The sequence below is a fragment of the Microbacterium hydrocarbonoxydans genome (assembly GCF_000956475.1).
Lineage (GTDB): Bacteria > Actinomycetota > Actinomycetes > Actinomycetales > Microbacteriaceae > Microbacterium > Microbacterium hydrocarbonoxydans_A.
This window is the reverse complement of sequence record NZ_JYJB01000009.1, coordinates 312,408-339,093: the sequence shown is the minus strand read 5'-3', so window position 1 is coordinate 339,093 and position 26,686 is coordinate 312,408. Positions and strand designations below refer to the sequence as shown.

At 70.1% G+C, this 26,686-nt stretch carries 26 protein-coding genes and 1 tRNA gene; 11 read left to right on the top strand and 16 right to left on the bottom strand.

Annotation, left to right across the window (positions count from 1 at the left end; all coding sequences use genetic code 11):
- Positions 1 to 79 precede the first annotated feature (79 nt).
- The gene (locus tag RS84_RS10770; RefSeq protein ID WP_045257781.1) at positions 80 to 730 is read left to right on the top strand and encodes a hypothetical protein; all 651 of its coding nucleotides are present in this window, start codon (positions 80 to 82) and stop codon (positions 728 to 730) included.
- 166 nt (positions 731 to 896) lie between these two features.
- Here the strand turns inward: RS84_RS10770 and RS84_RS10765 are convergent.
- Both RS84_RS10765 and RS84_RS10760 read right to left on the bottom strand, forming a co-directional pair.
- Positions 897 to 969: transfer RNA gene (locus tag RS84_RS10765), tRNA-Arg, on the bottom strand.
- A gap of 64 nt (positions 970 to 1,033) precedes the next feature.
- Positions 1,034 to 1,630: a hypothetical protein gene (locus RS84_RS10760; protein WP_045257780.1), complete on the bottom strand. Its 597-nt coding sequence runs from the start codon at positions 1,628 to 1,630 to the stop codon at positions 1,034 to 1,036.
- Positions 1,631 to 1,750: 120 nt separating this feature from the next.
- Between RS84_RS10760 and RS84_RS10755 the strand changes: the two genes are divergently transcribed.
- Positions 1,751 to 2,590: an SDR family NAD(P)-dependent oxidoreductase gene (locus RS84_RS10755; protein WP_045257779.1), complete on the top strand. Its 840-nt coding sequence runs from the start codon at positions 1,751 to 1,753 to the stop codon at positions 2,588 to 2,590.
- Position 2,591: 1 nt separating this feature from the next.
- On the opposite strand, the gene RS84_RS10750 is transcribed toward RS84_RS10755, so the two are convergent.
- The 10 genes from RS84_RS10750 to RS84_RS10705 form a co-directional block, all read right to left on the bottom strand.
- Complete coding sequence (locus RS84_RS10750; RefSeq protein WP_235281471.1) at positions 2,592 to 3,449, bottom strand: hypothetical protein; 858 nt, start codon at positions 3,447 to 3,449, stop codon at positions 2,592 to 2,594.
- Between the two features lie 5 nt (positions 3,450 to 3,454).
- Entirely contained in the window at positions 3,455 to 3,700 is a 246-nt protein-coding gene (locus tag RS84_RS10745; protein ID WP_052676327.1) for a hypothetical protein, read from the bottom strand.
- A gap of 58 nt (positions 3,701 to 3,758) precedes the next feature.
- Positions 3,759 to 5,990: a heavy metal translocating P-type ATPase gene (locus tag RS84_RS10740; protein ID WP_045257777.1), complete on the bottom strand. Its 2,232-nt coding sequence runs from the start codon at positions 5,988 to 5,990 to the stop codon at positions 3,759 to 3,761.
- An 8-nt stretch (positions 5,991 to 5,998) separates the two neighbouring features.
- Complete coding sequence (locus tag RS84_RS10735; protein ID WP_082062143.1) at positions 5,999 to 6,211, bottom strand: heavy-metal-associated domain-containing protein; 213 nt, start codon at positions 6,209 to 6,211, stop codon at positions 5,999 to 6,001.
- A 95-nt stretch (positions 6,212 to 6,306) separates the two neighbouring features.
- Positions 6,307 to 6,963 carry a GntR family transcriptional regulator gene (locus tag RS84_RS10730; RefSeq protein ID WP_045257776.1) on the bottom strand — a complete coding sequence of 219 codons (657 nt, stop codon included), beginning with the start codon at positions 6,961 to 6,963 and terminating at the stop codon, positions 6,307 to 6,309.
- A gap of 70 nt (positions 6,964 to 7,033) precedes the next feature.
- Positions 7,034 to 7,678, bottom strand: coding sequence for an NADPH-dependent F420 reductase (locus RS84_RS10725; protein ID WP_045257775.1), 645 nt, complete (start codon positions 7,676 to 7,678; stop codon positions 7,034 to 7,036).
- A gap of 65 nt (positions 7,679 to 7,743) precedes the next feature.
- Positions 7,744 to 8,682 (bottom strand): GNAT family N-acetyltransferase, encoded by a 939-nt coding sequence (locus tag RS84_RS18680; protein WP_052676326.1) that lies wholly within the window; start codon positions 8,680 to 8,682, stop codon positions 7,744 to 7,746.
- Between the two features lie 11 nt (positions 8,683 to 8,693).
- Positions 8,694 to 9,134 (bottom strand): Fe-S cluster assembly sulfur transfer protein SufU, encoded by a 441-nt coding sequence (sufU, locus tag RS84_RS10715; RefSeq protein ID WP_045257774.1) that lies wholly within the window; start codon positions 9,132 to 9,134, stop codon positions 8,694 to 8,696.
- Positions 9,131 to 10,435, bottom strand: coding sequence for an aminotransferase class V-fold PLP-dependent enzyme (locus tag RS84_RS10710; RefSeq protein WP_152641802.1), 1,305 nt, complete (start codon positions 10,433 to 10,435; stop codon positions 9,131 to 9,133). The genes sufU and RS84_RS10710 overlap by 4 nt, the downstream gene beginning before the upstream one ends.
- A gap of 93 nt (positions 10,436 to 10,528) precedes the next feature.
- The gene (locus RS84_RS10705; protein WP_045257773.1) at positions 10,529 to 11,329 is read right to left on the bottom strand and encodes a DUF1206 domain-containing protein; all 801 of its coding nucleotides are present in this window, start codon (positions 11,327 to 11,329) and stop codon (positions 10,529 to 10,531) included.
- A gap of 137 nt (positions 11,330 to 11,466) precedes the next feature.
- Between RS84_RS10705 and RS84_RS10700 the strand changes: the two genes are divergently transcribed.
- From RS84_RS10700 to RS84_RS10675, 6 genes are read left to right on the top strand one after another with little or no spacing between them, the layout of a single operon-like run.
- Complete coding sequence (locus tag RS84_RS10700; RefSeq protein ID WP_045257772.1) at positions 11,467 to 12,921, top strand: pyridoxal phosphate-dependent decarboxylase family protein; 1,455 nt, start codon at positions 11,467 to 11,469, stop codon at positions 12,919 to 12,921.
- Complete coding sequence (locus tag RS84_RS10695; protein ID WP_045257771.1) at positions 12,918 to 14,228, top strand: lysine N(6)-hydroxylase/L-ornithine N(5)-oxygenase family protein; 1,311 nt, start codon at positions 12,918 to 12,920, stop codon at positions 14,226 to 14,228. Before RS84_RS10700 ends, RS84_RS10695 begins: the two co-directional genes overlap by 4 nt.
- Positions 14,225 to 14,803 (top strand): GNAT family N-acetyltransferase, encoded by a 579-nt coding sequence (locus RS84_RS10690; RefSeq protein ID WP_045257770.1) that lies wholly within the window; start codon positions 14,225 to 14,227, stop codon positions 14,801 to 14,803. Before RS84_RS10695 ends, RS84_RS10690 begins: the two co-directional genes overlap by 4 nt.
- A complete protein-coding gene (locus RS84_RS10685; protein ID WP_045257769.1) occupies positions 14,800 to 16,578 on the top strand; it encodes an IucA/IucC family protein in 1,779 nt (592 codons plus the stop codon). The genes RS84_RS10690 and RS84_RS10685 overlap by 4 nt, the downstream gene beginning before the upstream one ends.
- 4 nt (positions 16,579 to 16,582) lie before the next feature.
- Positions 16,583 to 18,676: a penicillin acylase family protein gene (locus RS84_RS10680; RefSeq protein ID WP_045257768.1), complete on the top strand. Its 2,094-nt coding sequence runs from the start codon at positions 16,583 to 16,585 to the stop codon at positions 18,674 to 18,676.
- Positions 18,673 to 19,269 (top strand): GNAT family N-acetyltransferase, encoded by a 597-nt coding sequence (locus tag RS84_RS10675; RefSeq protein WP_045257767.1) that lies wholly within the window; start codon positions 18,673 to 18,675, stop codon positions 19,267 to 19,269. Before RS84_RS10680 ends, RS84_RS10675 begins: the two co-directional genes overlap by 4 nt.
- Here the strand turns inward: RS84_RS10675 and RS84_RS10670 are convergent.
- The 3 genes from RS84_RS10670 to RS84_RS10660 form a co-directional block, all read right to left on the bottom strand.
- Positions 19,262 to 19,894 (bottom strand): GyrI-like domain-containing protein, encoded by a 633-nt coding sequence (locus RS84_RS10670; protein ID WP_045257766.1) that lies wholly within the window; start codon positions 19,892 to 19,894, stop codon positions 19,262 to 19,264. The two genes, RS84_RS10675 and RS84_RS10670, sit on opposite strands and share 8 nt — an antisense overlap.
- A gap of 81 nt (positions 19,895 to 19,975) precedes the next feature.
- Complete coding sequence (locus RS84_RS10665) at positions 19,976 to 20,839, bottom strand: AraC family transcriptional regulator (RefSeq protein WP_045257765.1); 864 nt, start codon at positions 20,837 to 20,839, stop codon at positions 19,976 to 19,978.
- A 71-nt stretch (positions 20,840 to 20,910) separates the two neighbouring features.
- On the bottom strand, positions 20,911 to 22,080 hold the full coding sequence (locus RS84_RS10660) for an ROK family transcriptional regulator (RefSeq protein WP_045257764.1): 1,170 nt from the start codon (positions 22,078 to 22,080) through the stop codon (positions 20,911 to 20,913).
- A gap of 84 nt (positions 22,081 to 22,164) precedes the next feature.
- Here RS84_RS10660 and xylA point away from each other — a divergent pair, with 84 nt between their 5' ends.
- The 3 genes from xylA (at position 22,165) to RS84_RS10645 (ending at position 25,207) form a co-directional block, all read left to right on the top strand.
- Positions 22,165 to 23,352: a xylose isomerase gene (gene xylA, locus RS84_RS10655; protein ID WP_045257763.1), complete on the top strand. Its 1,188-nt coding sequence runs from the start codon at positions 22,165 to 22,167 to the stop codon at positions 23,350 to 23,352.
- Positions 23,353 to 23,584: 232 nt separating this feature from the next.
- Positions 23,585 to 24,874 carry a xylulokinase gene (xylB, locus tag RS84_RS10650; protein ID WP_045257762.1) on the top strand — a complete coding sequence of 430 codons (1,290 nt, stop codon included), beginning with the start codon at positions 23,585 to 23,587 and terminating at the stop codon, positions 24,872 to 24,874.
- Between the two features lie 27 nt (positions 24,875 to 24,901).
- Positions 24,902 to 25,207: a YciI family protein gene (locus RS84_RS10645; RefSeq protein ID WP_045257761.1), complete on the top strand. Its 306-nt coding sequence runs from the start codon at positions 24,902 to 24,904 to the stop codon at positions 25,205 to 25,207.
- On the opposite strand, the gene RS84_RS10640 is transcribed toward RS84_RS10645, so the two are convergent.
- Positions 25,167 to 26,672: an MFS transporter gene (locus RS84_RS10640; protein ID WP_235281469.1), complete on the bottom strand. Its 1,506-nt coding sequence runs from the start codon at positions 26,670 to 26,672 to the stop codon at positions 25,167 to 25,169. The genes RS84_RS10645 and RS84_RS10640 overlap by 41 nt on opposite strands.
- Between the last annotated feature and the right edge of the window lie 14 nt (positions 26,673 to 26,686).

Here is a 26,686-nt window from a genome sequence, read left to right as displayed (position 1 = left end):
GATCTCCTCCTCCGGACGCTACACTTCCTCCGAAAGTCTGCACTCATGCGATGATCGCAAATCCGACGAGGAGGTCGAGATGAAGCGAGATCTCCCGGTCGCTCGCTGGGCCTCAGTCGTGGCGGCCGCCGTTGCGGTCGGCGGGGTCGCGACGATCGCCGCGGCGACGGGGAACCCGCCCGCCGCAGAGGCATCCGCCACGCGGCTGGCCGACAGCTCTTGGCAGATCGCTGCCGACCTCCGCCCCGGCGTGTCGTCATTCGACATCTACGAATCCGTCACTCGACTGATCTCGGAGAACCACGGCGAGGAGGGCATCGCCGCCACTCCCACCCTCGACTTCGGCACGAAGGGCGAGACGTCTCTCACCGTGCCGTGGGCAGGCGCGGTACCGGACTGGCTGACGTCAGGACTCGCTGACATCGAAGCCGACACCGGATCCTCGATCACCATCGTCCGCGCACGCAACTGCCAGACGGACATGATGAGCATCGCAGCCGCCCTCCACGACCTGGTTCCTGAGGCGATGAGAACGAAAGTCACCGTCGAAGTCGGAGTTGATTCGCTCACGTTCATCGGCCCGTCGGTCCCCGATTCCGTTCTTGACTCGCGTTCGGGGGCGCAGTCCGGGTGGGACGCCTTCGCCGAAGAGGCGATGACGAGGACGGCCATGGACTCGATCTCGATCCGATTCGTCAAGGAGGCCACGGTCCCCGAGCCGGCCATGTGAGGCGCGGGCAGCCTCCGATCGTTGCCGCCCGCCCATCGACGGAGACCCTGCGCGACAGGGAGCGACCAGTTCCACTTCCCAGGACAAGAAGAAATGCCCCCGTCGCTTTCGCGACGGGGGCATTTCTCACTGTCTCAACACAGTTCTGCTGGTTCCGAAGAACCTGTGCGCCACAAGGGACTCGAACCCCTAACCTTCTGATCCGTAGTCAGATGCTCTATCCATTGAGCTAGTGGCGCCCGGCCTGCTCAGCGGGCCGTGGAACAGCCTACAACAGACTTCGCGAGAAAGCGAAACGAGGCCTCAGGCGCCCTTCGACGAGGACTTCGCTGCCTCTTTCTCCTGCTTCTTGCGCCGCTTCGCCTTCGCTCGCTGCTCCGATGAGAGCGCCTGCAGATCGACGAGACGCAGCGCCTGCATGCGCGCCTCGCGCATCCGCTCGTAGTCGGGATCCTGATCGGGCCGCATGCCCTCGACCTTGAGCCGCCGGTCGAGATTGTGCCTGACATCGGCCCAGGCGGCCTGACGCGCCTCTTCGACGATGACCCCGAGCTCTTCAGGGTCTTCCATCATCTCGCGCAGCTTCGCGGCGACGCCGTGCGACTGCTTGGCACGGCGCCTGAGGTTGCGCACATCGCGATCGCGATAGTCGTGCGTGCCGACGGGATCGGAGTGGCGGCCGCGCGCGCGCTTGCGCAGCTCGTTGAGCGCCTTCTCCGACTGCTCGGCCTCTTCGGCCATCGCGCGCAGCGCCTCGCGTGTGTCGTCGATGTACTTCTCGGTGTCGAAGACGCCGTCTTCGGCGATCGTGCCGACGAGGATGTGGTTCTTCACGGCGAGGCGCGCGGCAGACGTCGCGATCGCCACGCCCTCGGCGATGGCATCCGCAGTTCGTCCCACCGCTACCTCCTCTGAACGAGAGTACCGGTTCCCTCCGACGCTCCGGCAGGTCAGAATGGATCGGCATCAGGTTCGGATCGCCGCGGTGCGCACCCGAGACGCCGCCAGGAGGAGGATGCCGTGAGACTGCTCGAGCTCGCCGGGCGCACGACCGTCATCACCGGGGCAGCGCACGGCATGGGCGCCGAGATCGCACGGCTGCTCGCGCATGAGGGGGCGCACCTCGCGCTGATCGACCACGACGCGGAAGCCCTGTCCTCCCTCGCGGCTGAGCTCGACGACACCGTGGTCACCACGCACCTCGTCGACCTCCGCGACGACGACGCCGTATTCGCGGCATCCGCGAGCATCTCGGCCGCCCACCCGCACATCAATGCGCTGATCACCTGCGCCGGCTCGTCGATGCTGGGTGACATCGAGCAGCTCACGATGGAGGAGATGCGCTGGCTCGTCGACGTGAACCTCTGGGGAACCGTCTCGATCACGAAAGCGCTGCTGCCCGCATTGAAGCGAGCGCCGGACGCGCACATCACCCACCTCGCCAGCGTCTACGCCCTGGCGGCGCCCGCCGGGCGCATCCCTTACTCGATGAGCAAGTTCGCCGTTCGCGGGTTCTCCGAGGCCCTCCGGCACGAGCTCCAGGGCAGCTCGGTGACAGTCGGCGCCGTGTACCCGGCGGGGGTCCGCACCGGGATCATCCTGCACGGCAGATATGCCGCCGCGATCGACCCTGCGGTCGCCGCCAGGGCCGCCGCAGCCCAGGCGGCGATGTACCACACCGACCCCGCCGACGCCGCCGTCCGGATCGTGCGAGCGACACAGCACCGCCGCGCACGGACCATGGTCGGGCGCCAGGCGCGACTCATCGATCTGCTGACCCGCGCCTCCCCCACCGGCTACTGGCGCGTGATGCGCGGTCCTCTGCGCGAGGCGATCGACACCACCACGCCCATGGGCTGAGTCACCGTACGGCGCCCACCCAGATGCCCGACGCCCACGCCTGCTGATCGCCGTCGCAGCCGACGGATCCGGGGAACCCGCGCACCACCGCCATGCAGTTGGCGAGGAACTCGGGGTCGCCGCCGAACATCGACTGATACGCCGCCGAGGAGGTCAGCGCACCCCATACCTGGAACTGGTAGATGTGGGCGAGCTCGTGGGCCATCGCCCAGTTCAGCCGGTCGGCGCCCCAGTTCGCGATGTCGGCGCGGTACTTGATGTAGCCGTTGCTGTTGGCACACGCGGCGGCGGTGCCTCCGGCGCAGGATGACGACTCGTACAGGCCGACGCCGGTGCCGCCCACCCGATCGAGTGCGGCGCGCACACGCGCGTAGCCGTCCGGGCCGCTCGACGACCACGCCGGACCTCCGGGGGCGCGCCGCGCCTGCTGCGCGGCCAGCCATGTCGAGACGTCCCCGTCGATCTTGGCGGTGAGCGCGTGGACCGTGGCCGTCGCGTTCGTCACGACGACAGGGTCGGCGCGCTCGGCCAGCACGGCCTGCTGAGCGGAGAGAGCGGATGCCCGATCGGCCGTCGTGTCCACACGGCCGTCCGCGCGACCGAGTGCGGCGGAGAGCGCGGCGATCTCGGCCACGAACGCCGGTCTCACGGCCAGCACCGCGGCGCGATCGGCGACGTCGTCCTCGGCACCGCCGATGGCCCCGCGCAGATAGTCGCCGTGCTGCGCCGACTCGTCCGCCGCGACCTCGACCGTGCGCAGCTCGGCGAGAGTCGCAGCGCGCTCGTCGTCGAGCGAGTTCGCCCGCTCGGCGACGCCGACGGCGAGGGCGGCGGCCACGGCGGCTGTGACCGCCAGCATCCGCCTCACTGCAGAAGGCCCGTCATGTCGGCGAGCTGCTTCTCCTGTTCGGCGATCTGCGCACGCAGCGCCGCCAGGGTCTCCTCGAGGTCGGAGTTCGCGTCATCGAGCTCTGCGAGCTCCTGACGCGTCTTCTCGACCGCGGCCTTCGCCGCCTCGAGAGCAGCCACGCGCTGCTGGTCGGCGACGACGACGAGAGCACCCCCGCTCAGAAGCAGGAGGGTTCCCACGATCACTGCGACGATCCGCATCTCGCTCCCCAGAACGAACGACTTTCCAGCCCCCGGGGCCACCATACCGCCGCGCGGACTACGACATGCCGGGTGCCGCGCTGCGGAAACGCCGCAGTCGCAGGCTGTTCAGCACGACGAAGACACTCGAGAAGGCCATCGCGGCGCCGGCGAGCATCGGGTTGAGCAGGCCGAGCGCTGCGAGCGGCAGAGCGGCGACGTTGTAGGCGAGCGCCCAGAAGAGGTTCCCCCTGATGGTTCCGAGGGTGCATCGCGCCAGGCGGATTGCGTCGACGGCGCCCCACAGATCGCCTCGGACCAGGGTCAGATCGGATGCTTCGATCGCAGCGTCCGTCCCCGTGCCCATCGCGACTCCCAGGTCGGACTGCGCGAGGGCCGCCGCGTCGTTGACGCCGTCCCCGACCATCGCGACCACACGTCCCTGCTGTTGCAGAGCGGTGACCTCAGCCACCTTGCCCTCCGGGAGAACCCCCGCTCGGACCTGATCGATGCCCACGGCCGCGGCGACCTGGCGTGCCGCCTGCTCGTTGTCACCCGTGAGCAGCACCGGTGTGAGCCCGAGGCCGCGCAGCGCGGAGATCGCCGCCGCGCTGCTCGGCTTGATCTGATCGGCCACGACGAGGATGCCGCGCACCTCGCCGTCCCAGGCGACGGCCACCGCGGTGCGGGCCTCGGACTCGGCGCGATCGAAGGCCGAGCGCAGTGCCGGCGACAGGTGCAGCGCCCAGTCGGCGAGGAGCGCCGGGCGTCCGGCCACCACGGCGTGCGCATCGACAACGCCGGTCACACCGCGCCCCTGCACGTTCTGGAAGTCCGACACCGTCGGGATCTCGCCCAGACGCTCGGTGGCGGCGCGCACGATCGCCTGTGCGATCGGGTGTTCCGAGGCCTCTTCGACCGCCGCAGCGAGGCGCAGCACCTCCTGAGGATCCTGTCCCTCGGCGGGGACGACCTCGAGCAGGGTCATCCGCCCGCTCGTCACCGTGCCGGTCTTGTCCAGCACGATCGTGTCGACGCGACGTGTCGATTCGAGCACCTCGGGGCCCTTGATCAGCACCCCGAGCTGAGCACCTCGGCCGGTGCCGACGAGAAGCGCCATCGGCGTCGCGAGGCCCAGCGCACAGGGGCAGGCGATGATCAGCACTGCGACGGCTGCTGTGAACGCCGCAGCAGCACCGCCGCCGGCGATGAGCCACGCGACGAGAGTCACCGCGGCGAGCGCGAAGACCACGGGCACGAACACCGCCGACAGGCGATCGGCGAGCCGCTGCGCCTCGGCCTTGCCGGACTGCGCCTCCTCGACCAGCTGCGCCATGCGCGCGAGCTGCGTGTCTGCGCCCACGCGCGAGGCAGTGATGAGCAGCCGGCCGCCGACGTTGACGGTCGCACCGGTGACGGCGTCGCCGGCGGCGACCTCGACCGGAACCGATTCGCCGGTGAGCATCGAGGCGTCCACCGCCGATGCTCCCTCGAGCACGACGCCGTCGGTCGCGATCTTCTCACCAGGGCGCACGACGAACACGTCTCCCACGGCGAGTCGCGCCAGCGGCATCCGCTGCTCGACGCCGTCTCGCAGGATCGCGACGTCCTTCGCTCCGAGCTCTCCCAGCGCACGCAGCGCGGCGCCCGCCCGACGCTTCGACCGGTGCTCCAGGAACCGCCCGAGCAGCAGGAACATCGTCACACCGGCCGCGACCTCGAGGTAGATGCTGCCGAGTCCGTCGCCGCGCTCGATCGTGAAGCGGAACGGGTGCGTCATGCCCCACATGCCGGCGGTTCCGAAGAACAGGGCATACAGCGACCAGAGGTACGCAGCCGTCACGCCGACCGAGATCAGCGTGTCCATCGTCACGGCGCGGTGCCGCGCGTTCAGCCAGGCGGCGCGGTGGAACAGCCAGGCCGCCCACGTCACGACCGGGGTCGCGAGCACAAGCGAGGCCCACTGCCACCCGGGGAACTGCAGAGGCTCGATCATGGAGAGCAGGATCACCGGAACGGCGAGTGCCGTCGCGACGATCAGCCGCAGACGCAGGAGGCGGTACGAGGGATCGGCATCGGCGGGCTCGTCCGTGCGAGGAAGAGCAGCCGTGTAGCCGGTGCGCACGACCTCGGAGATGAGGTCGTCGACCTCGACACCGGGGGCCGCCTCGACGTGCGCCTTCTCGGTCGCATAGTTGACGGATGCCGTCACCCCCTCGATCCGGTTGAGCCTCTTCTCGATGCGCGACGCGCACGAGGCGCACGTCATGCCGCCGATCTCGAGATCGTATGTCGCTCCTGCGTCTGCCATGGCGGGCCTCAGGCGCGAACGGCGCTGTAGCCGGCCTCGTCCACGGCGGCGAGCACGGCGGCGTCGTCGACGGCGGAGTCGGACGTGACGATCAGGCGGCCGGTCGCGGCGCTGACCTCGATGCCGGTGATCCCCTGGATCTTCGCGACCTCGCCGCGCACGGAGCCCTCGCAGTGTCCGCAGGTCATGCCGGTGACGTCATAGGCGGTGGTGTTCATCATTGTTCCTCTCGACTCGCTCCGACGTTCGGAGAATACCCCTAGGGGGTATCTGTTCTGGCACAACGATACGCCCGATCGAGCTATTCCCGAAACGCTCAGATCGCGTAGTCGCCGGCGATGCGGCGCTGCGCCGCCTCCTGCCCGCTGGCGAGATGCTCCGGCACGATGCGCGCGAGAGTCTCGACGTCGCGCATCGCGATCGCCTGCAGGATGGCCCGATGCTCCTCCGCCATCGCCAGCAGATCGTCGTGCTGCCCGAAGAGCCACCGCAGGCGCGTGACGAAGACCCCGATGAGCTCGGCGAGCATCGCGTTGCCGGCGAGCTGCGCCGCGATCTCATGGAAATGACCGGCGGCCAGACGCGCGGTCTCGGCGTCGCCGGCCCGGGCCGCGGCGAGCTCGCGCTCGAACGCATCGCGCATCAGCGCGAGCCCTTCGTCATCGTGGCGCTCGGCGGCGAGCATGAAGATCAGGGTCTCCACCGACGCGCGGACCTCGCCGAAGTCGTGGATGTCCCGCTCGGTGAACTCGCGCACGACGGCCCAGGTGCGAGGTCGAGCGACGACGACTCCCTCGGCGACCAGCGTGCGGATGGCCTCGCGCACGGGGAGCCGCGAGACGTTGAGCTCTGCGGCGATGTCCCGCTCGACGAGCCGCGAGCCCGGCGGCCGACGGCCCAGGATGATGTCTTCACGGAGCACGCTCGCCACGCGCACCGACTCCAGCTCACCGGCTGCCCCCGCATCCCCCATGAACGGATTGTCTCATCATGGGGGAAGCGGCGGCAATCTGGTATCCCAACGGGATGGATCTACCGTGCCGTCACGGCAGCCGGTTCGCGATCGCGAGGTTGGCCGCCAGTTCTCCGGCGTTCTGGCGCGCGACATAGGCAGGACGATCCCGCTCGACGCGCCACGACTCGCTGAGGGGGCCGATCTCGACGGTGTCGAACCCGGCCTGGTCGTAGAACCGGGTGACGAACTCGACCGCCTCGGGGGCGTCGCCCGCGGTCGCGAGGGCGCGCCGGTTCTCGGTCCCCGCGGGAGTGCCGTCGGTCGTGATGTCAGCGGCGCCGATGTGGTTGAACGCCTTCACGACCTTCGACGTCGGCAGGTGCTTCTGAAGCAGCTGCGACGTGGTGGTCTCTGCCCTGTCGAGAGCCTCGATGTGCCCGTCGCGCTCGAAGTAGTAGTTGTTCGTGTCGAGCACGATCTTGCCCGCGAGCGGCTCGACGGGGATCTGCTCGATGGCGTGCAGCGGCACGCTCACGACGATCACGTCGCCGGCGGAGCCTGCTTCTTCCGCCGTGCCGGCCTTCGCGTGCGGACCGAGCTCCTCGACGAGGCCCGCGAGCGACTCGGGCCCGCGGGAGTTGGCGATCACGACGTCGTAGCCGTTCGCCACCGCCACACGGGCGATCTGAGAGCCGATGTTTCCTGCGCCGATGATTCCGAGAGTGGTTGTCATGCAGGGGGAAACCACGTGCACCTGCGCCTATTCCTCGATGACGCCGGATGACCGCGCATGTCAGCTCAGAGGTTCAGCAGGAACGTCTCCTCCACCCGGCGATACCCGAGCGACTCGTACAGGTCGATCGCGCCGGTGTTGAAGCCGAACACGTGCAGCCCGATGGACTCGGCTCCCATGCGCCGCGCCTCGCGCTCCGCCGCATGCATGAGTTCGCGACCGTACCCCCGTCGGCGCTGGTCCTGAGCGACCTCGATGTCGAGGATGAACGCGTGCGGACGACCGTCCCTTCGGCGCAACCCGAGCCAGAGCACGCCCACCTCCGCTCCGTCGACGGATGCGGTGAACAGCTCCTGGCCCGGGGTGTCGATGCCCTCGGGCAGTTCGAGGCGCATCTGCCTGCGGGACTCGATCACGGCTTCATCGGCCGTGTACCGGCCGGCGGCCACAAGATCCTCGGCGTAGGAGGCCTCGGAGTGCTCGGCGAAGCGGCGGAAGCGCTCTGCGGTCATCGGCGAGACGACGACGTGCGGCGCGACGCGACGCTCGGGCAGCGGCTCGAGGAGCATCTGGATCGATGCCACCGCGAAGCCCCTGCCGGCGATGAGCGCGTGGGCCTGAGCATCCTGCGGGAACAGGGCGACGCTGATGAGCCTCGCCTCGTGCTGCACCGCGATACGGCGGATCGTGGAGAAGAGCTCCTCCCGCTGCCGGGCGTCGAGATCGACGCTCAGGCCCAGATCGACGAGGAAGAGCTTGCCCCCGCTGTCCGCAAGCCAGAGGGCGCCGAGCTCCTGCGAGTTCTCGACGAGGACGAACAGCCCGGCGCTCGAGGTCGCGGGACCCTGCGGGAGCAGGTCGCGGAGGAACGCCTCGGCGAAGTCGATCGCATCGTCACCCGCGCGCATGCCCGATTCTCTGCTGCGGGCGATCAGCCTCTGCTTGACATCCTCGCGCCATCCGTCGAAGCGATCGGCACCGAGGGGACTCAGCTCGACGGGCACGGCTGCACCCTTCAGGCGACGCTCTTGGCGAGCGCGTCTTCTGCGGCGACCCACGCGAGCATGGCGCACTTCACACGCGCGACGTACTTCGAGACGCCGCCGAGGGCGGCGGCGTCTCCGAGCAGCTCCTCGTCGGGCTGGATCTTGCCGCGTGAGCGCATGGCCTCGCGGAACGAGGCGATGCGCGCCTCGAGGTCATCGACCGTGAGACCCTCGGCGAGCTCGGCGAGCATCGAGGCGGATGCCTGTGAGATCGCGCATCCGTGCCCCTCCCACGCGATCGCCTCGACCGTGCCGTCGTCGGCGCGGTGCACCTGAAGCGTGACCTCGTCACCGCACGTCGGGTTCAGCTGGTGCGACTGCGCGCGGATCTCCTCGCGCAGACCGTAGCCGTGCGGGGTGCGCGAGTGGTCGAGCACCAGCTCCTGGTACAGGTTCTGCAGGTCGCTCATGCGCCCCTCCGGAAGAAGTCGATCGCGCCGGCGACGCCGGCGATGACGGCATCCACCTCGGCATCCGTCGTGTAGAGATAGGTGCTGGCCCGCGTCGACGAGGTGATGCCGAGCCGACGATGCAGCGGCTGGGCGCAGTGGTGGCCGACGCGCACCGCGATGCCGAGGTCGTCGAGGTACTGCCCCACATCGTGCGAATGGATGCCCTCGACGTCGAAGCTCGCGAGTCCGACCCTGGGAAGGTCGATGCCGGCCCCGAGCACGCGCACTCCGTCGATCGCGCTGAGCCCGTCGACGAGGCGTGCACCGAACGCCGCCTCGTGCGCTGCGATGCGCGGCATGCCCACGGCGGTCAGGTAGTCGACGGCTGCGGCGAGCGCGACTGCCTGGGACACGCGCTGTGTGCCCGCCTCGAAGCGCTGAGGCGGCGGCAGGTACTCCGCCGCAGTGGTCGTGACGGTCGTGATCATGGATCCGCCGGTGAGGAACGGCGGCATGATCTCGAGCAGCGACCGTCGGCCGTACAGCGCGCCGATGCCCGTGGGGCCGAGCATCTTGTGCCCGGACAGAACCGCGAAGTCGACGTCGAGTGCCTTCACGTCCAACGGCAGGTGGGGCGCGGACTGGCAGGCGTCGAGCAGCACCAGCGCGCCGACCTTGCGGGCGAGGCCGACGAGGTCGGACACCGGATTGATCACGCCGAGCACGTTCGACACGTGCGTGAACGCCACGAGGCGCGTGCGAGCGGTGATGAGCTCGGCGGCCGCGTCGAGACGAAGCGCACCCTCGTCGTCGAGCGGGATCACCTTGAGAGTCGCGCCCGTGCGGGCGGCGAGCTCCTGCCACGGGATGAGATTCGCGTGATGCTCCATCTCGGTCGTGACGATCTCATCGCCGGCGCCCAGCCGCAGGGGTTCGGCCGCCGCTCCCCCACGGCCCAGCGAGGCGTTCGACAGCGAGTACGCCACGAGGTTCACGGCCTCGGTGGCGTTCGAGGTCCAGACGATCTCGTCATCGTCCGCGCCGACGAAGCGGGCGACCGACGCCCGTGCGTCCTCGAACAGCTCTGTCGCCTCGGCGGCCAGCGTGTGCGCACCGCGGTGCACGGCGGAGTTCATGGTCGTCGCGAACTCGCGCTCGGCATCCAGCACCGCGAACGGACGCTGCGATGTCGCCCCGGAGTCGAGGTACGCGAGCGGATGCCCGTTGACCTCGGTGCGGAGGATCGGGAAGTCCTCGCGGATCCGCTGCACCTCTGCCTCGGTCAACGGAGAGATCAGGTCTGCCTCGATGGTGCTCACTGTTCCAGTTTCCCACCTGCGGGGGCGCCGCGGGCCCGCAGGGGCGGTGCGAGTGCGTGCGAGCCGGCGTCCGCCTTCTTCGCGCCCGCAGGCTCACATCCGCGCGAGGCGGGCGCGGGCGAAGCAGAACACGCCGTAGACCGCGAGCCCGACTCCGACCAGCAGAAGGGCGATCCTGCCCAGCGGCAGAGCCGCGAGACTGTGCAGTGCGGCGTCGAGGCCCGCCGCCTTGTCGGGGTCCTGCGTCCAGGCCGCCACGACGAAGAGCGTCCCGGTCAGCGCGACGGCTATGCCCTTGGCGATGTACCCGATCACGCCGAGCGTCGCGATGCCCTTGCCTGGCGCTCCTGCCGGCAGATCCATGGTCTTCTCGAAGACACGTCTGAGTCCGCCCACGATGAAGCCGACGCCGATCGCGATCACTCCGAGACCGAGCACCACGATGAGGATCACGCCTCCCGGCGCCGCCATCACTCGAGCACTGAGCGTCTGGGTCGTCTCCTCCGCATCGGCTCGACCGCCCACGGCGTACACCGACGCCATGCCCGCGATCACGAGATAGGCCACCGCGGCGCCGAGCAGGCTCGCCCTCCGGCCCCATCGCTTCGCCTCATCGGGCGCGGCCGCGACGACGGCGGCCGTGATCTGCCAGATGGCCAGCGCGAGCATTCCGGCCGCGACGCACCACAGCAGTGCGCCGCCGATCGGCGTGCTGCGGATCTGCTCCATCGCACCGTCCTGATCGGCATCGCCTCCCGCTCCGACGGCGATCGACACGGCCAGCGCTCCGATGATGATGTGCACGACGCCGAGCACGGCGTATCCGGTGCGCGCCGTCCTGCGGAAGAGTGTGGAGCTCCTTGCCGCGCGGGCGGTGCTCTTCGCTGTGGTCACCCCGGCAGGTTATCTCGCCTCAGCCGGTGCGAAGAGGGGCTTGATTCGCCGCGAGAAACGACATCGGCCACTCTGTTACGTCGCGCCGAGGACGATTTATGTAGGCTAGGCATACCTAACTTGAAGGAGTCGAATCGGTGCCTGAGCTGGTCACCTCGTCCACGACCGATCTCTACCGATCGCTTGTCGCCCAGACCGCCTCCCGCGTCGCCGCCCGGTTCGCCGAGGCGACGCAGCCGTCGTCCGGTGCCTCGCGAGCCGAGCTGCAGCGGCAGGTCGACGCGGTCGATCTGACCGCGTCGGGCGTCGGAACCCCTACCGCCATCCGCGAGATCGACGAGCTGTTCCTCGAGAACGCCGTGTGGTTCCACCACCCCGCGTACGCCGCACACCTCAACTGCCCCGTCGCGCTCCCCGCGGTCGCCGCCGAGGCCGTGCTCGCCGCGGTGAACCCCTCGGTCGACACCTACGACCAGTCCACGGTCGGCACGCTCATGGAGCGTCGGCTGATCGACGTCGCGGCCGGATGGATCGGCTTCCACGCGGGTGACGGCGTGTTCACCTCCGGCGGCACGCAGTCGAATCTGCACGCCCTGTTCCTCGCCCGAGAGGCCGCCCTCGCCGAGGCGCGCATGCCGCGAGCGCAGGCGCTGCCCCGGCTCGCCGTGTTCGCGACGGCCTCGAGCCACTTCAGCGTCGGCAAGTCGGCGCTGCTGCTGGGACTCGCCGACGATGCGGTGATCGTGGTCGCGGACGATGGTGAAGGGCGGATGCTGCCGGCAGCCCTCGATGACGCGATGGCGTCGGCCGTGGCATCCGGTCGTCTGCCGATGGCCGTCGTCGCGACCGCAGGCACCACCGATCGCGGAGTGATCGATCCCGTCGCCGCCGTCGCCGCCGTCTGCGACGCCCGCGGCGTCTGGCTGCACGTCGACGCCGCGTACGGCTGCGGACTCCTCGTCTCGCGTCGACGCCGCCATCTGCTCGACGGCATCGAGCGCGCACGGTCCGTGACGGTCGACTTCCACAAGAGCTTCTTCCAGCCGGTGTCCTCGAGCGCGATCCTCGTGCGCGAGCCGCGCGACCTCGCGGCCGGAGCATGGCACGCCGACTACCTCAACCCGCTCGAGAACGAGGAGCCCAACCAGGTCGACAAGTCGCTGCAGACCACCCGGCGCTTCGACGCGCTGAAGCTCTGGGTCTCGCTCCGCGCGATCGGCGCCGACCGCATCGGCGAGATGTTCGACGCCGTGATCGACCTCGCGCAGGCCGTGAGCGATGCGGTGGACGCGGATGACGAGCTCGAGCTCGTCGGATGGTCGCAGCTCAGCACCGTGCTGTTCCGTCTCCGGACGGAGGGCACCTCCGCCCACGAGCAGGACGCTCTCGTGGCCGGGGTGCGCCGCGTGCTCTTCGAATCGGGCCGCGCGCTCGTCGCGAAGACCGTGATCGATGGCCGGCCGTGCCTCAAGCTCACACTGCTGAACCCCGAGACCACGCTCGACGACGTGCTCGCGATCCTCGGCATGGTGAAGGATGCCGCGACCACCCTCGCCGGCATCGGCGCCGAGCTGATCGGCGCCGACGCATGAGCGGGCACGTGCACGATCTCATCGGCGTCGGCATCGGACCGTTCAATCTCGGACTCGCCTGCCTCGCGCATCCCACCGGCCTCGATGCGGTGTTCCTCGATCGCGCAGAGGAGTTCCGCTGGCACCACGGCATGATGATCGAGGGCTCGACGATCCAGGTGCCGTTCCTCGCAGACCTCGTGACGATGGCGGATCCCACCTCGGAGTTCTCCTTCCTGAACTGGCTGAAGCACACCGGGCGGCTGTATCCCTTCTACATCCGCGAGAGCTTCTACGTGCTGCGCGCCGAGTACGACGCGTACTGCCGCTGGGCGGCGGATCGGCTGCCGCAGCTGCGCTGGAACCACGAGGTCGTGCAGGTCGACCACGATCCGGCCGATGACGTCTACGTGGTGCGGGCCATGCGCACCGACACCGGCGAGGAGCTCGAGCTGCGCGCGCGCCACATCGTCGTCGGGGTGGGCACACGGCCGTCCGTGCCCCGCGAGCTGCGCGAGATCGCGGGGCGGGCAGTGCACAGCTCGGAGTACATGGCGCGCCGCGAGGAGCTGCGCGCGAGCGAGTCCATCACAGTCGTGGGCAGCGGACAGTCGGCTGCCGAGATCTACCGCGACCTGCTCGAGGGCGCCCGGGAGGGCGGATACCGGCTGGACTGGATCACGCGGTCGCCCCGGTTCTTCCCGATGGAGTACACCAAGCTCACGCTCGAGATGACCTCTCCCGAGTACACCGACCACTTCCATGCACTGCCGATCGGGATGCGTCAGCACCTCGGTCGCGAGCAGCGGAATCTGTACAAGGGCATCTCCGCCGATCTGATCGACGACATCTACGACACGCTCTACCGTCTCAGCGCCGACGGCCCTGTGCGCACCACGCTGCTCGCCGACACCGAGGTGGCAGCCGCCGAGTGGGACGGCGAGCGCTTCCGCCTGCGGCTTCGCCACGGCCAGCTGGCTCAGGAACACGAGCGGCAGACCGAGTCGCTGATCCTCGCCACCGGCTACGCGGCAGAGACGCCGCCCTTCCTCGCCGGAATCTCGGACCGGCTCGACTGGGACGCTCTGGGCCGGCTCGACGTCGCGCGCGACTACAGCGTCGACGGCGGCCGCGCGCGCGTCTTCGTGCAGAACGGCGAAGAGCACACGCACGGCCTGACCGCGCCCGACCTCGGCTTCGGCGCCTGGCGCAACTCGTCGATCCTCGCCTCGATCACCGGTCGAGAGGTCTATCCGATCGAGCGGCGGATCGCCTTCCAGGAGTTCGGCGTCCCGCAGGACGCTCTCACGGCGGAGGCTGTCCGATGACGCTCGCCACCGCGCTCTCGGTCGTCCTGACGACGGCGAACCCGCAGCGCGATGCCCCGCTGCTGCAGCACTGGCTCTCCGATCCGCACGCCGCGTTCTGGGGAATGGCCGATCTCGATGAGCATGCCGTCGAGAGGTATCTCGACGGCATCGCAGGGCATCCGGATCAGGATGCCTGGCTCGGCCTCGTGAACGGCATCCCCGCGTTCTACGCCGAGACCTACGATCCCGCTCGTGTGCTGCTGGCCGGCATCCACGACGCCCTGCCGGGAGATCTCGGGATGCATGTGCTGATCGCACCTCCGGGCGGAGAGCCGCGGCACGGATTCACCGACGCCGTCTTCGCCGGAGTCATGACGTGGTGCTTCGACGAGCTGGGGGCGGAGCGCGTCGTCGTCGAGCCGGATGTGCGCAACGACCGCATCCGGCGCAAGAACGTGCGTGCCGGCTTCACCGAGCTGCACGAGGTGATCGTCGACGAGGGCGGTCATCTGAAGACCGCGATGTTGTCGGTGTGCACGCGCGCCGGCTTCGCGGCATCCGAAATCGCTCGCAGCCGGGAGACCGCCGCATGAACACCGCCGCCCACCTCACCTCCGCTGCTCTCGAGCATGCGCAGCGCCACCTGGTCGCCAAGGCGATCGCAGAGTTCAGTCACGAGCGGCTGATCGCGCCCGAGCCGCATCAGGATGGCGGGTGGCTGCTCCGAGTGCCGACAGGCGAGATCGAGTACCGCTTCGACGCGCAGCGGGCCGAGCTCGAGCACTGGATCGTGGACGAGCCGAGCATCCGCCGCCTGCGCGACGGCGAGGAGCTGCCGCTCGACGCGCAGGAGCTCATCCTCGAGCTCCAGCCCCTGCTCGGTCTGTCCGACGAGCTGCTCCCCGTGTATCTCGAGGAGATCGCGTCGACGCTCGCGGGCGCGATGTTCAAGATCGCGCAGGGCGGGCCGTCTGCATCCGAGCTCGCGGATGCCGACTTCCAGACGGTCGAGGCCGCGATGACCGAGGGCCACCCCGGGTTCGTCGCCAACAACGGGCGCATCGGGTTCGGCGTCTCGGATCACGCCGCCTTCGCGCCCGAGGCCGCTCGGTCGTTCCGGCTGATCTGGGTCGCCGCGCGCCGGTCGGTGTCGCACCTGGCTCTGGGGGCCGGACTCGACGAGGAGGCTCTGCTCTCCGCCGAGCTGAGCGACGCAGAGCGCGAGCGCTTCGCGTCGCGCCTCGACGACCTCGGCGAGAATCCGGCCGAGTACCACCTGCTGCCCGTGCACCCGTGGCAGTGGGAGAACCGCGTCGCCATCACCTTCGCCCCCGACCTCGCCCGGCGCGACCTCGTGCTGATCGGCGAGAGCGAGAGCGAGTACCGCGCGCAGCAGTCGGTGCGCACGATGTTCAACCTCTCACACCCGGAGCGGCACTACGTCAAGACCGCCCTGGCGGTGCAGAACATGGGGTTCCTGCGTGGCCTCTCCCCCGCCTACATGCGGGTCACGCCCGCGATCAACGACTGGGTGGCCGCTCTCGTCGCGAGTGACCCCGCGCTCAGCGATGCGGGATTCCGGGTGCTCCGCGAGCGCGCGTCGATCGGCTACACGGGCGATGCGTACCACCGCACGGCCGAGCCCTCAGCGCATCGGAAGATGCTCGCGGCGCTCTGGCGCGAGAGCCCCGTGCCCCTGGTGGCCGAGGGCCGGCGTCTCGCGACCCTCGCCTCGCTGCTGCATCGCGACTCCGCCGGCGCCTCCGTCGCCACCGCCCTGATCCGCGCGTCCGGAGTGCCGGCGCAGCAGTGGGTGCGTGCGGCGCTGCGCGCCTACCTGCGCCCGGTCGTGCACTGCCTGCTCGCCCACGACCTGGCGTTCATGCCGCACGGCGAGAACCTGATCCTCATCCTCGAGGATCACGTGCCCGCAGGTGTGTTCATGAAGGACATCGGCGAGGAGATCGCCCTGCTCGCCGATCGCACGGTGCCCGAGGAGATGCGCCGTACGGTGTCGCCCGTGGACGACGAGGAGAAGGCGCTCGCGGTCTTCACGGATGTCTTCGACGGAGTCCTGCGCCATCTCGCCGGCATCCTGCACGTCGACGGCACGCTCTCGGAGTCCGTTTTCTGGCGCCTCGTCGCCGAGACGGTCGACGAGCACGCACTCGACCACCCCGATCTCGAGACGCGCGTCGATCTGCGCGCCGACTCGTTCGCGCACTCGTGCCTGAACCGGCTGCAGCTGCGCAACACGCTGCGGATGGTCGATCTGACGAACCAGTCTGCGTCGCTGCTGTACGCCGGCACCCTGGAGAACCCGATCGGGCGCGCGCGGATCCCCCGCCCGGCGCCCGTGGGAGTCTGACGGGATGGCGGAGGTCTTCCGAGACGACCTGGGCATCCCGCACATCCGCGCGACGGATGTGCGGGATCTCGCCCGCGCCCAGGGCGAGGTCACCGCCCGCGACCGCGGCTGGCAGATCGAGGTCGACCGGCTGCGCGCGCAGGGCCGCCTCGCCGAGCTCATCGGCGAGGCCGGCGTCGCGTGGGATGTGTTCGCCCGGAGGGCGCGGATCGACAGCACGGCCCGGCGCGCCTTCGATGCCCTCGACGACGAGACGCGGCAGTTCGTCGGCGACTATGCCGCGGGCGTGCGGGATGGCATGGCCGGCGTCGGCAGCGGAGCCGCCGAGTTCCGCGCGCTCGATGCGCGGTTCGACGACGCTCGCCCGCTCGAGCCATGGCGCGATCACGACCCGCTGGGCGTGCTGCACGTGGCGCACGTGCTGTTCTCGACGTTCCCGCACGTGCTCTGGCGCGAGCACGTCGCGCGCACGCTCGGCGACGACTGGGTCGATGTGTTCGCGGGAGACGAGCACGCCGACGAGACGCTGCCGACCTCGGGTAGCAACGCGTGGGCGCTGCACGGCACGCGGACGTCCAGCGGACTGCCGCTGCTCGCGGGCGACCCGCATCGGCTGTTCGAGCTGCCCGGCGTGTACCAGCAGATCCGTCTCGCATGCGACGAGTTCGACGTGGTCGGGCTCGCGTTCCCCGGTGTCCCGGGGGTGCCCCACTTCGGGCACACCGGAGAAGCCGCCTGGGGCATCACGAACGCGATCGCGCACAGCGTCGACGTGTTCGAAGAGCGGCTCCGTGCCGCGGGCGACGGTTACGAGGCCTGGGGGCGCAGCGGCTGGGAGCCGGTCGACGTGCGTCGTTCGGTGATCCGCGTGCGCGGAGGGGCGGATGTCGAGGTCGAGTCCGTCGAGACCGTGCGCGGATGCATCGTGACCGAGCTGCACGAGAGCGACGGCGAGCTGCGAGGATGGAGCATCCGCCACCCCGCCAGGGCGAGGGCGGATCTCGGCGCGGCGGCTCTCCTGCCGCTTCTTCGCGCTCGGACCGCGCGTCAGGTGCTCGACGCGTTCGACAGCTGGGTCGACCCGGTCAACCGCGTGCTCGCGGCCGATCGGTCGGGTGAGGTTCTCTCGGCGACCGTCGGCGTCGTTCCCGATCGCGCCCGCTCGGAGCGCCGGCGGACTCTGCAGAGCGCGGCGCCGGCGGCCGATCGGATGCTGCCCACCCCGATCCGCGTGAGGGATCTCGCCGTCGACGCGAACGAGCGGCCCGCGAGAGCGGAGATCGACCTCGGCTGGGCGTATCCGTCGCCCCATCGAGCCTGCCGCATCGCGCAGCTGCTCGGGGCCCGGCACCGGTGGACGACCGGCGAGTTCGCCGATGTCTGGGGCGACACCCGGAGCGGCTCGGCCTCGGGTCTGCTCGCGTGGCTGCCCGCGGGCGAGCTCTCCGCACCCGCATCCGAGGCGCGCGATGCGCTCGCCGCCTGGGACGGCCGGATGGAGGCCGACTCCCGCGCTGCCGGCATCTTCGCCGCCTGGCGAGCAGCCCTCGTGCAGGCCGTCACCCGGCATCACGCCCTGTCCCCTCTGCGGGATCCGCACCCGTTCGGTGCGATCTTCGATCCGTGGATGGCGGCTGAGGGCCAGATCGCCTCGGCGCTGCCGCAGGCGCTGCGGCATCCGTCCCTCGCATCCGAGGCGCATGAGATGGTGCTGGCGGCTCTCGAGCGCGCCGCCTCGGCAACGACGTGGGGCGCCACGCATCGGATGCTTCCGCTGCACGTGCTCGCCGAGGTCGACGGTGTCATGACGCCGGGGGCCGAGTTCGACTCGGCTCTGCCGGGCGACGGCGACGCGGTGCGCTGCGCGGGCTCGTCCCCCGGCGTCAGCGACCGCAGCTGGCGCGGTTCGGTGGCGCGATGGGCGTGGGATCTCGACGACCGCGAGCGGAGCCTGTGGAGTGTGCCCTTCGGGGCGTCCGGAGACCCGGCCTCCGCGCACTTCGCGGATCAGCATGCGGCCTGGGTCGAGGCGCGCCCGACCAGGGTCGTCACCGAGTGGAGCGCGCTCACCGCCGACCGTCCGACAGGAGCATCATGACAGTGCCCCGTACCGCCCGTCTGGTGACCGGCGCCCTCGTGCACGCGACCGATTCCACGCTGGGGCGGATCGAGTTCTCCGTGCTCGATCCGGTCGGCGACCTCGATCTGCTGCACGAATGGGTGACGCGACCGAGCTCGCAGTTCTGGGGGCTGGCCGAGCTCTCGCGCGAGGAGCTGCGCGACCTGTATCTGTTCGTCGACGGGCTTCCCAGCCATCACGCGTTCCTCGTGCGCCGAGACGGGCGGCCGATCGTGCTGCTGCAGACCTACGAACCCGAGAACGATCCGCTGGGAGAGGTGTACGACGTGCAGCCCGGAGACGTCGGCCTGCACTTCTTCCTCGGCGACCGCGGGGATCCGGTGCGGCACTTCTCGTGGCACGTCACCGACGTGATCGCCGCGTTCCTGTTCTCTCGCCCCGAGGTCGATCGGCTCGTGATCGAGCCCGATGTCCGCAACGAGCGGGCGGTCGCTCGTGCGGTCAAGAGCGGCTTCGAACTCGGTCCGCTCGTCTCGCTGCCGGACAAGACCGGCAGGCTCGCCTTCCTCACCCGTGAGAGGTGGGAGCGGCAGCGGGCCGCGCTCAGCTGATCGACCGCACCGGCTGACGGAGCATCGTGCGCAGCTTCGCCGGATCGACGCGTCGTGCATCGCTCAGGTAGATCTCGTGGTGGAGGCCGGTCATCCGCAGGCCGCTCTCGGGGATGAACCGGTGGTGCAGGTCGTCGAGCACCGGAGCCTCGTCGTCGTAGGAGCCGACGTGCAGAGTCTGCACGCACATCCCCTCGTCAAGCGTCTTCAGGCCGACACGAGGCAGCGCCGGCAGAGCCCGCTTCTTCTTCGCGCTCTTCGTCTCGACGACCTCGACCGCCTCGGCGAACATCTCGGTCGTGACCTCGTCGGGAACCATGATCATCATCGTCCAGAGCCACGCGGACTTGTCGCGCCTGGTGGTGAACGACTCCATGTCGGCGGCGTGCCACAGGCCCTCGAGCGGCATGACCACGACGTCGACGCCGGCCTGCTCACGCAGCGCGAACTTCAGCGTGTACGCGACCGGGTACAGCGCCGCGAGCGCGTCTGCGTACTCCTGGCCCGTGTTGGGGTCGCCGGCGCCGTCGACCGTCAGGTACTGCATGGGCGGCACCTCGACCACGCGGAACTCGCCGCGCTCGGCCTGGTACGCGTCGAGCGTCTTCTTCGGGTCGATCGCCATGCTTCAGTGTCACACGTGCCACCGACGGCGCGTCGTCGGGACCCTGTCACCACTGGCGCGGCAGGGCCCGACGTGCCCGAGTCAGGCGGTCTCGACCGCGAGCCACAGCTCGCACGAGGCGTGCGTGCCCGTGAACTCGAGGTAGCGCACGATCGACGGCGCCGGCCGCAGCCGCCACGGGTTCGACGGGAACCACTCGGCCGCCGTCGCCGCCCACAGGCTCTGCAGGGTCTCGGGGAACGGGCCGTCGGCCGAGAACACGGCCCAGGATCCGGCATCCACCCTGATCACGTCGAGGTCGTCTGGCACCGGGGTCCCCGGCTGCACCGCGACGCCGTGCAGGTAGGTGAGTGTCGTCCCCTCTGGCGCGTCGGGCGCGACGTCATCCGTGACTGCGAGGATCCCCCGTGGCTCGGCATCGCTCAGCGCTTTCAGACGGGCATGCTCCTCCGGGGCGAGCGCGGCGATGTGCTCCTGGATGTGCGGGTTCACGCCCTCATGGATGAGCGGAACCTGCGCGGCGTGGCCGATCAGGACGAGCTCGGGCAGTGCGGTGATGGTGACGTCCATCGGGATGCTCCCTTCGACGCTCAGGCGGAACCGGAGCGTGGGTTGTGTGCGGAGAGGTCCCCCGTCACGGCGCGCATCCGTCGGTCCGATCCCGTGCACAGCACGGAAGGCGCGGCCGAAAGCCTCGATCGAGCCGTATCCGTGGCGCACGGCCACATCGAGCACGTTCGGCGCGCCCGCCGCCAGCTCGGCGCCCGCCAGCGTCATCCGCCTTCTCCGGATGTAATCCGACAGCGGCATGCCGGCGAGCGTCGAGAACATGCGACGCAGGTGGTACTCGGTCGTGCCGTGATCGCGGGCGAAGGCGGCGACGTCGAGTTCCGCTGGGTCGGCACCGTCGACCAGATCGACCAGGGCATTGAGCGTTCCGATCATGAGGTCCTCCTTTCCCCACCATCGTCTCGAGCGAGCCCACGGCCGCACCCGATCATCGCGGTCGGATGCGATCAGCCGCGTTCCGCAGGGTTCGCGATGAGGCCCGCGAACGCCAGCTCTGCTGCGCCGATCAGAAGGCGGTCGGCCCCGAGGGCGGCGGAGCGGATGCCGAGCCCCTCGGCGCTCTCCGGCATCGCGAGTTCGGCGACGGCATCCATGATCGCTTCGCGTCGCAGTTCCCCGAGCGTCGCGAGGAACCCTCCCAGCACGATGACGGCCGGGTTCAGCACGTTCACGGCATTCGCGAGCGCGCTCGCGAGAACCCGCCCCTGTCGCGACACCTCGCCGGCGACCTCTGCAGAGCGCGAGGCGCTCAGTTCGCCGGCGAGGAGATCGTCGTCGGCCGTGTCGAGTCCGACCACGTCGAGCAGCAGCCGACGACTCACCTCCGACTCGAGCACGCCGTCGGCCGTGCGCCGATCGTCGTCGGCGGTGATGCGGGGCCGGTTCTGCCCGAACTCCCCCGCGTAGCCGCCCGAGCCCGCAACAGGCACGCCGCCGATGATGAGCCCGCCGCCGATGCCGGAGGCGCCGCCGTTCAGGTAGACGACGTCGTCGATGCCCGCTCCGGCGCCGTAGCGGTGCTCGGCGATCGCACCGAGGCTCGCGTCGTTGTCGACGACCGTGGCGACGCCGGTGGCTTCGGCCACGAGGTCCGCGAGCGGCACATCGCGCCATTCGAGGTGCGGGGCGTTGCGCACGACCCCGTCCGATGCGCGGACGAGGCCGGGCACGGCGATGCCCACCGCGATGATGCGCGCGTCCTTCAGCGGCCCCCCGCTCCATGCGCGGACCGTGTCGGCGAGCAGCAGGGCGAGCCCCTCCGGAGTCGGCAGAGCCTCGTTCAGGACGCGCTCGCGCAGGCGGATGCTCCGGTCGAGGCCGATCGCGGCGATCTCGACCGCGTCCACCTCGGGATTCACGGCGATCACGACCACGTCGGCTGATGCGGCGACCACCGGCGAGGGGCGGCCGACTCGACCGGGGGTCTCGGGGATGCGCTCATCGACCAGGCCGAGGCGGATGAGCTCACCGACCAGATCGGCGATCGTGGAGCGGTTGAGACCGGTCGTCTCGGTCAGCGCGGCGCGGGATTGCGCGCCTTCTTCGTGCACGAGTCGCAGGATGCGAGCGAGATTGTGCGGACGGGTCCCAGGGGCCGGGCTCGACGGTGACGGCATCCCTTCACTGTACGGGCTGGACAGCGTCGCTGTCATGCTATATGTTGTCGTTCACAACTTATTTCGATCTGCACAGGAGCAGTCATGACAACCCCCACCCGTGAAGACAAGTTCTCGTTCGGCCTCTGGACCGTCGGCTACAACGGCGCCGACCCGTTCGGCGGCCCGACCCGCCCCGCCCTCGATGTCGTGCACGCCGTCGAGAAGCTCGCCGAGCTCGGCGCCTACGGCCTGACGTTCCACGACGACGACCTGTTCGCGTTCGGATCGACCGACGCCGAGCGCCAGACGCAGATCGACCGGCTCAAGGGCGCTCTCGCCGACACCGGGCTCATCGTGCCGATGGTCACGACCAACCTGTTCAGCGCGCCCGTCTTCAAGGACGGCGGCTTCACATCGAACGACCGCGACGTGCGCCGCTACGCGCTGCGCAAGGTCTTCCGTCAGCTCGACCTCGGCGCCGAGCTGGGAGCCAAGACTTTCGTCATGTGGGGCGGCCGCGAGGGCGCCGAGTACGACTCCGCGAAGGACATCCGCGCGGCGCTCGAGCGCTACCGCGAGGCGGTCAACCTGCTCGGCGACTACGTCACCGACAAGGGCTACGACATCCGCTTCGCTATCGAGCCGAAGCCGAACGAGCCCCGCGGCGACATCCTGCTGCCGACTCTCGGCCACGCGCTGGCCTTCATCGACTCGCTCGAGCGCCCCGAGCTCGTCGGCCTCAACCCCGAGGTCGGCCACGAGCAGATGGCCGGACTCAACTTCGCGGCCGGCATCGCACAGGCGCTGTTCCACGGCAAGCTGTTCCACATCGACCTGAACGGCCAGCGCGGCATCAAGTACGACCAGGACCTGGTGTTCGGGCACGGAGACCTGCACAACGCCTTCGCGCTCGTCGACCTGCTCGAGAACGGCGGCCCCGGCGGCGTGCCCGCATACGAGGGACCGCGTCACTTCGACTACAAGCCGAGCCGCACCGAGGACGAGAAGGGCGTGTGGGAGTCGGCGGCGGCGAACATGCGCACCTATCTGCTGCTGAAGGAGCGGGCCGCGGCGTTCCGCGCCGACCCCGAGGTTCAGGAGGCGCTGGCCGCCGCACGCGTCGACGAGCTGTCGACCCCGACACTCGCCGAGGGCGAGACCTACGACGACTTCCTCGCCGACCGCTCGGCCTATGAGGACTTCGACGCGAACTCGTACTTCGGCGGCAAGGGCTTCGGCTTCGTCCGCCTGCAGCAGCTCGCCACCGAGCACCTCCTCGGCGCGCGCTGATCGGTTCCGTCACGTTTCGGGCGGGTCGCCTCTCGGCATCCCGCCCGAAACGTGACCGGCCCCGGGCCCGAGAGCGTTTCCCGCCACGGAACGCGGCCTGATCACCTGCGCACCCGCAGCTCAGAAGCGCACGCGCAGCTCAGAAGCGCACCAAGACCTTCCACCGCACGCAGAGCCACAAGCGCACATGCGCCCCGCGACTGCGTGCCGCCAGATTCGAGAGGATGCCGTGATGGCATACGTGTTGGGCGTCGACTCGTCGACGCAGTCCTGCAAGGTGGTCGTCATCGACACGTCCAGCGGAGCCGTCGTGCGCTCCGGCAGGGCGTCGCATCCTGACGGCACGGCGGTCGACCCCGAGACCTGGTGGCGTGCGCTGAACACGGCGATCGACGAGGCGGGCGGTCTCGACGATGTCGAGGCCTGGTCGATCGGCGGGCAGCAGCACGGCATGGTCGCTCTCGACGGCGAGGGGCGCGTCATCCGCGATGCCCTGCTCTGGAACGACACCCGCTCGGCGGGAGCCGCCGCTGATCTGATCGCCGAGTTCGGCGCGGCGGCGCTGGCCGAGCGGACCGGCCTCGTACCGGTCGCATCGTTCACGATCACGAAGCTGCGCTGGCTGCGCGATCACGAACCCGACAACGCCGCCCGCGTCGCCGCCGTCGCGCTGCCGCACGACTGGCTGACCTGGCGGCTGCGCGGGTTCGGCCCCGAGAACCCGGCGCTCGACGAACTCGTCACAGACCGCTCCGACGCCTCGGGTACCGGCTACTGGAACCCCCGAACCGGCGAGTACGACCGCGACCTCCTGATCGCCGCGCTCGGTCACGACGCGGTGCTGCCGCGCGTGCTCGGCCACGAGGAGAGCGTGACGGATGCCCGTGGCCGCCGCGTCGCGGCAGGCGCCGGCGACAACGCCGCCGCCGCTTTCGGACTGGGTGCCGTGGTCGGCGACGTCGTCGTCTCGATCGGCACCTCGGGCACGGTGTGCGCCATCAGCGAGTCGCCCGTCTTCGATCCCTCCGGCACCGTCGCCGGCTTCGCCGACGCCTCGGGGAACTTCCTTCCCCTGGTCGCGACGCTGAACGCCGCCAGGGTGCTCGACGCCACGGCGTCGCTGCTGGGCGTCGACCACGGCGAGTTCAGCGACCTCGCGCTGCAGGCCCCTGCCGGGGCCGACGGGCTGACACTCGTCCCCTACTTCGAGGGCGAGCGCACGCCGAACCTGCCGGATGCCACGGCGTCCCTCACCGGGATGACCCTGGCCTCGACGACCCGCCCCAACCTCGCGCGCGCAGCGGTCGAGGGCATGCTCCGCGGCCTCGGCGCCGGACTCGACGCGCTGCGCGAACTCGGCATCCCGCTCGAGCGCGCCCTGCTGATCGGCGGCGGAGCGCAGTCCGAGGCCGTGCGGGCGATCGCGCCCGAGGTCCTCGGCCTGCCCGTCGAGGTGCCGGAGCCCGGAGAGTACGTGGCGCTCGGGGCTGCACGGCAGGCGGCTCAGGTTCTCAGAGGCTGAGCGCGCGCGGAATCATAGGCTGGTCTTATGGACGCACCCGTCGAGTACCTCATCACCGCGTGGGACGGCACGGATGCCGGCGCCCTCGGTCGCCGTCTCGCTGTTCGGGACGCGCACCTCGCCGGGGCGCAGCGGCTCGCCGAGAACGGCGAGCTGCTCAGCGGCGGGGCGATCCTCGACGACGACGGCCGGATGATCGGATCATCGATGCACGTCGCCTTCGCCGACGAGGCCTCGTTCCGCGCGTGGTACGACGCCGAGCCGTACGTCACCGGCGACGTCTGGCGCGACGTCACCGTCCGGTCGATGCGGATCTTCCGGCCGTCGCGCTGAGATCATCGCGCTGATCATCGCGCTCGCGGACGTCGGCGTGGTCGGCGAGCCGCCCGTGCGGCAACAGCACCGCAACCGCGACCCCGATCGCGTAGACCACGGCGATGGCGACGAAGATCGGCGCGAACACCTCGTGATACGCGGCAGCGACGGCATCCTGCAGTGCAGGGTCCGCGCCGTGGACGGCGTGCGGGGTGAGGCTCCCGGCGTCGACGCCGACAGGCAGCAGAGCGGCGACCCCCGCGCCGACGATGCCGCCGACCACCGCCGTGCCCAGCGTCGAGCCGACCTGACGGACGACGTTCGTCGCCGCCGTGACGCTGCCCAGATCCTCGCGGGGCGCCGCGCTCTGCACCACGGCGACGATCACGTTCATGAACGATCCGATGCCGACGCCGACGACCCCCATCACGACCATCGGCACCCACAGGGGCAGGCCGAGCGGCAGCAGAGCCATCACGAGCAGCCCGCCGGCGGCGAGAGCGCAGCCGACGATCGGGTAGAGCCGGTACCGGCCGGAGCGCGCGACCAGGAACCCGGTGAGCAGGTTGCTGACGAGCATCCCGAACACGGTCGCGATCGGCACCAGTCCCGACACGGTCGCGGTCGTGCGGTACGCCATCTGGAAGTAAGTCGGCAGATACGCCACGATAGCGAACAGGCCCATGCCGACGATGGCCGACAGGGCGATCCCGGTCGCGATCGTGCGGTCGCGGAGGATCCGCAGCGACAGGATCGGCTCGGCCGCGCGCAGCTCGACGAGGATGAAGGCGGCGAGCGCCATGGCGGCGACGGCGAAGCAGACGGCGGATGCCGCGCCGGCGGCGCCGTCGCCCGCCCAGGTGACCGCGAGCACGAGTGCGACGAGCAGCGCCGTGAAGCAGACGGATCCGGCGAAGTCGAACCGCCCTCGCGGTGCATGCTCGATCGGCGGCACCGCGAATGCCGCGAGCGCGAGCGCCGCAAGGCCGAACGGCAGGTTGATCCAGAACAGCCACGGCCAGCCCCAGTAATCGGCGATGAGTCCGCCGATGACCGGGCCGACGAGGATCGCGACGGGGAACGCGATGCCGATGATGCTCATGAGTCGCGGCCGCTCGCGCGGGGTCGTGACGTGCGCGACGATGGTCTGGCTCATGAGCTGCAGGCCCGCCGAGGTCATGCCCTGCAGCACCCTGGCCACGATCAGCGTCGTCATGTCCTGCGCGAATCCGCAGGCGAGGGAGGCGAGCAGGAACCCGGCGAGAGACGTGAGGAAGACGCCGCGCGGGCCGACGATGTCGCCGAGCTTGCCCAGCACCGGAAGCAGCACGGTGCTCGCAAGCGTGTAGCCGACCACGATCCAGCCGAGGTGTCCCAGCGCGCCGAGGTCGCCCGCGATCGTGGCGAGAGAGGTCGAGACGATGGTGTGGTCGAGGGCGCCGAGCAGCCCGACCGTGAGCAGAGAGGCGACCAGAAGGCGCATCCGAAGAGGGGAGA